This window comes from Pseudoalteromonas sp. SG43-7 (assembly GCF_014164295.1).
GTDB lineage: Bacteria > Pseudomonadota > Gammaproteobacteria > Enterobacterales > Alteromonadaceae > Pseudoalteromonas > Pseudoalteromonas rhizosphaerae.
This window is the reverse complement of record NZ_JACJEY010000150.1, coordinates 1-1,057: the sequence shown is the minus strand read 5'-3', so window position 1 is coordinate 1,057 and position 1,057 is coordinate 1. Positions and strand designations below refer to the sequence as shown.

The following is a 1,057-nucleotide window of genomic DNA, read 5'->3' as shown; positions in this document are numbered from 1 at the left end:
CTGCTGGCGAGGGTCGTCAATTGATTCGAAATATTTAAATAGTTGAATATCAGGCATGGGGGCTCCTTAAAAAGGAGTATAAGATCATACTTTTAAGTCAAGGTAAAGTTCGTGATCTTGCCCTGAATTAAAGCCTTGTTGTTTTACTAGAATAAATAACTCGAATATAAAAAAATTCAATGGAAGTTGTTTATTTTATATTGCGTGATATTATCCATCTTATTAGGGACAAAAATATAAGGATATGAATATGTTAAAAATTAAGAATATTGCTTTAGCGACTGCTTTAGCGTCTATATCGTCACTTACACAAGCTGCTGTATTTGATGGTGCCTCTCATTGCTCTGAAGATACAGTTTATAAGTCACAAGCCGTTAATAATCTAGCTGCTTCAATAGGTGATCTAGCTGCACTAAAAGAAGTAACTCTAGAAAAAACTGGTACTACAGAAAATGGCTACTTTACTTTTGATCCTCAATTTTCACGCTCTGAGCGTTATTTCAACTGTAGCATTCCTTTAAATGACACGATTGGTAATTTTGAGCTTAAAGTTCATGGCATTACTGAAGGTTTAAATAGCTCAAACGGCGGCTGCTTAATTTCACGTGTTCGTAAAGTAAGTGATGGCGGGCAAGAGAAGTGGTTTAAGTATGCTACAGGAAAGGGCTTTGACTGGATTGATATTGCTGACACTGCAAATAGCTCAAAGCAGTTTGTATCGTATGTAACAGCTCTTGATAATAATTTTGAAAGTGATGCTGTTCTTAGTTTGAAATGCCGCACTACATGGCAGCACGGCTCTGTTGCTATTGGGCAAATAGAAATCAATAATCAATAATATAATTAAAACTTAGTCCTTAATAATAAGGCTTAGAATCACTTCTAAGCCTTTTTTGTATTTGTTGCTGTTCGGTTAAACTTAGCAACTTAATTAATACCAATCGACTTAAATATTTAACCATTCTAGCGAGCTAAATAAAGCGCTAACTGCGTTATAATTTTTTCAAGTAGAACAACTACATGTCAAAATTTACGCCTTGTTATCACTGTATTTATC

The 1,057-nt window shown here is 34.5% G+C and carries 1 protein-coding gene; it reads left to right on the top strand.

Annotated features, from left to right (window positions below; genetic code table 11):
• Window positions 1–250: 250 nt before the first annotated feature.
• The gene (locus tag H5200_RS23190; RefSeq protein ID WP_149982743.1) at window positions 251–838 is read left to right on the top strand and encodes a hypothetical protein; all 588 of its coding nucleotides are present in this window, start codon (window positions 251–253) and stop codon (window positions 836–838) included.
• Window positions 839–1,057: the final 219 nt, after the last annotated feature.

Excerpts from the sequence above, each read along its gene's own strand:
- H5200_RS23190 (WP_149982743.1), top strand. The coding sequence starts at position 251 with ATGTTAAAAATTAAGAATATTGCTTTAGCGACTGCTTTAGCGTCTATA.